At 52.4% G+C, this 4,721-nt stretch carries 7 protein-coding genes and 2 pseudogenes; 1 reads left to right on the top strand and 8 read right to left on the bottom strand.

All coding sequences use genetic code 11. The annotated features are described in order from the left end of the window. Window positions 1-61: 61 nt before the first annotated feature. A pseudogene (locus J8X26_RS27355) lies at window positions 62-226 on the bottom strand (IS6 family transposase); the annotation flags it as partial. 90 nt (window positions 227-316) lie between these two features. Here J8X26_RS27355 and J8X26_RS27350 point away from each other — a divergent pair. Next, a pseudogene (locus J8X26_RS27350) lies at window positions 317-631 on the top strand (transposase); the annotation flags it as partial. Between the two features lie 10 nt (window positions 632-641). Here the strand turns inward: J8X26_RS27350 and J8X26_RS27345 are convergent. From J8X26_RS27345 to J8X26_RS27315, 7 genes are all read right to left on the bottom strand, one after another. Further along, window positions 642-1,571 (bottom strand): ParB/Srx family N-terminal domain-containing protein, encoded by a 930-nt coding sequence (locus J8X26_RS27345; RefSeq protein ID WP_208952654.1) that lies wholly within the window; start codon window positions 1,569-1,571, stop codon window positions 642-644. 110 nt (window positions 1,572-1,681) lie between these two features. Further along, the gene (locus J8X26_RS27340; RefSeq protein WP_208952653.1) at window positions 1,682-1,951 is read right to left on the bottom strand and encodes a DUF905 family protein; all 270 of its coding nucleotides are present in this window, start codon (window positions 1,949-1,951) and stop codon (window positions 1,682-1,684) included. 725 nt (window positions 1,952-2,676) lie between these two features. Continuing rightward, the gene (locus J8X26_RS27335) at window positions 2,677-2,991 is read right to left on the bottom strand and encodes a DNA-binding transcriptional regulator (protein ID WP_056777937.1); all 315 of its coding nucleotides are present in this window, start codon (window positions 2,989-2,991) and stop codon (window positions 2,677-2,679) included. Then, entirely contained in the window at window positions 2,988-3,329 is a 342-nt protein-coding gene (locus tag J8X26_RS27330; protein WP_208952652.1) for a type II toxin-antitoxin system RelE/ParE family toxin, read from the bottom strand. Before J8X26_RS27330 ends, J8X26_RS27335 begins: the two co-directional genes overlap by 4 nt. 65 nt (window positions 3,330-3,394) lie before the next feature. Further along, entirely contained in the window at window positions 3,395-3,841 is a 447-nt protein-coding gene (locus J8X26_RS27325; protein ID WP_244370896.1) for a hypothetical protein, read from the bottom strand. A 5-nt stretch (window positions 3,842-3,846) separates the two neighbouring features. Continuing rightward, window positions 3,847-4,152 carry a hypothetical protein gene (locus J8X26_RS27320; protein ID WP_208952650.1) on the bottom strand — a complete coding sequence of 102 codons (306 nt, stop codon included), beginning with the start codon at window positions 4,150-4,152 and terminating at the stop codon, window positions 3,847-3,849. Window positions 4,153-4,154: 2 nt separating this feature from the next. Further along, window positions 4,155-4,397, bottom strand: a complete 243-nt coding sequence (locus J8X26_RS27315) for a DUF905 family protein (RefSeq protein ID WP_208952649.1) — start codon at window positions 4,395-4,397, stop codon at window positions 4,155-4,157. Window positions 4,398-4,721 lie beyond the last annotated feature (324 nt).

The raw sequence follows: 4,721 nt of genomic DNA, 5'->3' as shown, positions 1-4,721 counted from the left end.
TTTTTTTTTGGTTCTGTCGCGTTAATGGAGGTTGGCTGGCTAAAAGTGCGCTGCCTGTTTTTCAGGCAGCAAGCAGGTAAAACTGTTCTGCCGGAGATAATCCGTCTCCGTCAGGATGAGCATACTGCCCCTTGCGTATCATGTGAACCACCTCAATACCCGCAAGGACAGCCTGCGCCCGGCGGGATGATTTGAATCCCAGCATCTGTCGTATCCGGCGTTTGATGATTGTCACCAGCAGAACAATTTCATCTGTTGGCTGCCTAAAAAAACGGCATCGCGATTTCTGCTGACCTGTCGGCGTTAATGCGACAGAGCCTGGGATAGTCGTTATCCGCAGATAAGCCGCAGTTGGCAATCCAACTGGTCAAATCTGGCAACATTCTTCGCGTGGCCAGCGGACATCCGCAAGGTGATCTACACGACTAATGCCATCGAGTCGCTGAACAGCGTGATCCGGCATGCGACCAAAAAACGCAAAGTGTTCCCAACAGACGATGCCGTGAAAAAAGTGGTGTGGCTGGCGATCCAGGCGGCGTCCCATAAATGGACCATGCCGTTGTCGAACTGGCGATTAGCAATGAGCCGTTTTATTATCGAGTTCGGTGACCGCCTGGATGGTCACTTCTGAGAAAAGGCGTTTACACAAAATAGTAAACAGGCTCCCAAGACCAGCCTTCCTGCGTTTCAATGGCCTGCGCCGCTGCCGCCAATTTTTGCTCTGCCAGCGTGGTGAGCAGGGATTTGTCTGCAAACCCCTCCCCGTTTTCGCTGCTAAACAGGTCTTCACGTACCAGACCGCCTGCCGCTTCATAGGTATCCCGACCGACAAAAGAAAACAGCCGGTTATTGAGAATGCTCACCTCACTTTGAACAATCATGTTTTTAATGACGTTAACGGACGGGGAATAATAGTTACTCTTTGCACTTTCCCAGACCTCAACCTGCCGTTGCGGGTCATCTTCAAGACACAGCGCCTGACAGATATCGACTGTAATTTCGTCCTGAGCGAGCAATTTCAGCAGTGCGGGTGCCAGACTGGCCATTTTCAGACAACGCTGTACATGGCGGCTTGAGTACCCGAACAATGCGCCGATCTGCGCCTCCGTTTTTCCCTCGGCGGCAAGGTCACGGAAACCCACGATCTGCTCTGCCGGATGCATGACCTTGTGATCGCTGTTTTCGATAATGGAAGCAGCGCGGGCCAGTTCATCAGGCAAGCGTTTCACGGCAATGAGGGTGTCCGGCGTCATTTTCCCCTCTTCCAGCAGCAGGTTCAGGCTGGTTAATCGCTTACCACCCGCCGCAACGCCGTTCATTCCCTCCGGCAATGAATGAATGACTAAGTTTTGCAGCAACCCGATAGCATGGATCGAGTCCGCCGTTTGCCGGACTTCCTTCGCCGTATACGGGACGGTGCGGACGTTCAGCGGAGATATCACCAGCGAAGAAAGCGGCACAAACTCCATCTGCGCCTGCTCGAGCGCGGTCTTAAGTGCCTCGTTTACCGCTTTTGAAACTTTATCGCTGGATTTTTTAACGGCAGCTGCTTTAGTATTGTTGTCAGACATGATGTGACTCCTTGTTATAGATTGTCGTGCCGGTCTGGGAGCGTTCACCTCCCTTCCGGCGTAATGAAGCAGGGGAAACCCTGCTTTTTTATTGCCTCAATTTCAGTACCTTACTCTTGCCCTTCTGTTGCCTCCCCGATGTATCGCCGAAAATCAGCCAGAAAATCGCGTTCAAACGTCCAGCCCCGCCACACCAGTTCACCCTGTTTGCGGAGCGTGATCTGATGGTCGCCGTCGCGCGTCGGTTCGCTTTGAGACAGGGCATAGCCTTGCTTGAGGCGAGACTGCGCCCGAACATACTGTAGAAGGAGATCGCCTTTGCTTTCCCCCCATCTTTCGGAAGATTCAGGAGCGGCGGTCTTGACGTTTTGTGTGTGCATGCTGGTGGTCCCCTTCTGGTTAAATGTCATCTCTCGGTGAGTTCTTTCGCGGCAAGGGCAACGTTGCTCCGGCGCAGGCTGACGGAAAGGGGCGGAGACAAAAAGTTTTCGGACGGAACGGGTGAAAAGTTTTTGGTGGAGTTTATTCACCCCTTTCAGGAAGACCAGGCGGTGCTACGTTAAGCCCGTGCGAAAGGGCTTATCGTGAGATGGAAACCCGGAACCGGCAGAATGCACACACCCGACGACGAGGAACGAGGCGGCGACCTCAGCGGCCGGTTTACCGGCCAGTGTCTGTGCGCTGGCGTCAGCCAGCTGCAGGGATTGACCTTGCCGTAGCCATCAGACCCTAGCCGTCAGGCCGGAAACCCGCAGGGGTTACGCGGAGCTTACCGGCGCAGCCGGTTAGCGCAGTAGGGCTCGACGACCGGCCGCAGGTCGGGAGCCGAAGGTGGCCATGTTCCGGCAGTGGCTGTTGGTTGTAAAAATCAGAGACCGGCCATCGATGACCAGGAAGAAGAAGAAGAAGAAGACGATGAATGAGCAAAGCCCGGAGAGGAATAGACAGAAAGGAAAGAGAGAGACAAGCCCCCGTAACATAGCTGAGAAGAAGGGCGGCGCAGCCGCCCCACATTCAGCTAATGGCGGGCGCAGCCCGCTGGGGTATTTTGAATGCAATGCTAAAATGCCCGCATCCCCCAAACCGGCAGCATACGGGCATTTTCTTAGAGTGCGGCGAGAGTACCCAGTGTATGTGGGTCTTTTTCAACCATACGGATCAGAAGCATAGCTTGTTTGTTTGGCTTCGCCCTGCCCTGCTCCCAATTCTGATAAGTCGTGATACCTGTATGCAGGTAATCTGCAAAAACGGCCTGAGAGAGGCGCAATTTTTCGCGAACTGCCTTCAACTCTTCCGGCGACATCGAGATATTTTTTTTCTGCGAAACAGTATGCGTTTTCAGCGTGATCTTGCCCGCGTTAAAGTCGCTCCAGTCTTGCATACCCTGCTTTAACTCTTCGAAAAGGTTGCGGTTACTCATAAGGTGCCCCCTTGTTTCAGTAATTCTAACATCTTTCGCAAGATGTCCTGTTCGTCCCGGCTCAGATCATCTTTCTGATCTTTATCATAGACTGCAAAGAGCAGAAAATGAGACCTTTCAAGCCACCAGTAATAAATCACCCGTAAGCCGCCACGCTTGCCTTTGCCCCTGCGGGCATCAGCAAACCTGATTTTTCTCAGGCCACCCGTGTGAGGGATAACGTCGCCGCTGGTCGGGTTCTTAAGCAACATCTGCTGACATTCTTTGAATTGTTCATCCGACAAATAATCAGCGCGTTTAGCTTCGAACACGCTTAACTCAACAAAAATAGCGTCCATCGTCTGCTGCTCCCTTCAACTTGGGGATATTTTACCCCCAAGTTGGGCATAAATTCAACCTGATTTTATTGAATCACCCATGTTCGTCCGGCTTTGAGGTGGTTAATTTTACGCAGTGCCAGTAATGCCATTAGCTCACATTCGGCAAGCGTATCCGCGTCATGTAAAGCCTGTACGCCCGCAAATTCAGCCGACTCGGCAATACGGGAATACAACGCAAACGCATGAACGCGCTCAGGTTCCGACACGCTGTCTTCAAACGTAAACGCCTCCACAAAGTCGCCGTAATCGTGCATCGGCGCGATTTCCAGCTCGATGGCGTGAATATGGTCATCCCCTAACATAGCGCCGGTCTGGCAATTCCAGCCAACGCTGGCGTCTGCGGATAACTCGTCGATAACCTGCTGTAAAAAGGGCAATGCCTCAACGGTTTTAAGCAGGTTTTGCAGGTACTGCGCCGCATGGCTGCTGTAATACGCCACGTCCACGACGCCGAGGGGAACAACGTTCATCGCGTTCACTGTCCGGCCTCCGCTAACAACGTGCGGTCGAGGATATAGGTAAAATGATCAAAGTAATCACAGGCCATCACCGGACGTCCGTTAACAAACCAGACCAGAATCCACGAAAGGGATTCTTCGCATCTGTACATTTCGGCCTGCGCGCCCGCCGGTAAAAGAGCCGGCTCGAATTTTTGGGAAAATGCACCATAGCAGAGGATGTGATTAGCCATATCGCCCAGCTGCGCGGGAGAGCATGTTCCAGCCCCCGCTACGGGGGCCTCAGTGCTAAGATTTTGGTTAGAATTTGCCGGTGTATTCATGATTAATTCCCCACCGTCTGGTTTTTTACGCCGTAGCTTTTGATGTAACGGTTAAGCCAAAATCCTGCCCCGGCTTCGAAATTCCACCCACGCCACACCATCTCGCCTCCTTCGCGCACGACGAGACGAAAATCTTTCCCGTTATCGTCTTCAATCGCAACGTTGCTGTACTGAGACGCGACGGCAGTTGCCTGTTCGCGGGTAAACTCCCCTTCTTCCGGCAATACACTTTTCTGATCACACATAAGCCTTTCCTTTTCATTTGGGGTTACACACATCACCCGTTGAGTTTCTCTTGTCGCGGTTTTGACGTTTGCGGGAACCTGCTGTTTTGTTCCTTCTGGTATGCCATCACCCGTTTGAGACCCCTCGCCGCAAGGGCGTAAACAACACCGGCTGACGAAGATGACCAGGGCGAACAGACAATATTTGGAGGTCTAACGAAGTGGCCGAGAAAAATTTTCTGTGAGTGCATTTACCCTGGGAAGCGGAGGAGGAGAGACTGTACTGAAAATTGTGTAAATGCCCATACTCCGATAACGTGTTAAATCAAAAAGGATATGGGCAAT

Source organism: Rahnella sp. ChDrAdgB13 (assembly GCF_017655185.1).
In the GTDB taxonomy this organism is placed as follows: domain Bacteria; phylum Pseudomonadota; class Gammaproteobacteria; order Enterobacterales; family Enterobacteriaceae; genus Rahnella; species Rahnella contaminans.
Note: the sequence above shows the minus strand (reverse complement) of the source record. Positions and strands in the feature narration are given on the sequence as shown.

Excerpts from the sequence above, each read along its gene's own strand:
- J8X26_RS27315 (WP_208952649.1), bottom strand. The coding sequence starts at position 4,397 with ATGTGTGATCAGAAAAGTGTATTGCCGGAAGAAGGGGAGTTTACCCGC.
- J8X26_RS27320 (WP_208952650.1), bottom strand. The coding sequence starts at position 4,152 with ATGAATACACCGGCAAATTCTAACCAAAATCTTAGCACTGAGGCCCCC.
- J8X26_RS27340 (WP_208952653.1), bottom strand. The coding sequence starts at position 1,951 with ATGCACACACAAAACGTCAAGACCGCCGCTCCTGAATCTTCCGAAAGA.
- J8X26_RS27325 (WP_244370896.1), bottom strand. The coding sequence starts at position 3,841 with ATGAACGTTGTTCCCCTCGGCGTCGTGGACGTGGCGTATTACAGCAGC.
- J8X26_RS27335 (WP_056777937.1), bottom strand. The coding sequence starts at position 2,991 with ATGAGTAACCGCAACCTTTTCGAAGAGTTAAAGCAGGGTATGCAAGAC.
- J8X26_RS27345 (WP_208952654.1), bottom strand. The coding sequence starts at position 1,571 with ATGTCTGACAACAATACTAAAGCAGCTGCCGTTAAAAAATCCAGCGAT.
- J8X26_RS27330 (WP_208952652.1), bottom strand. The coding sequence starts at position 3,329 with ATGGACGCTATTTTTGTTGAGTTAAGCGTGTTCGAAGCTAAACGCGCT.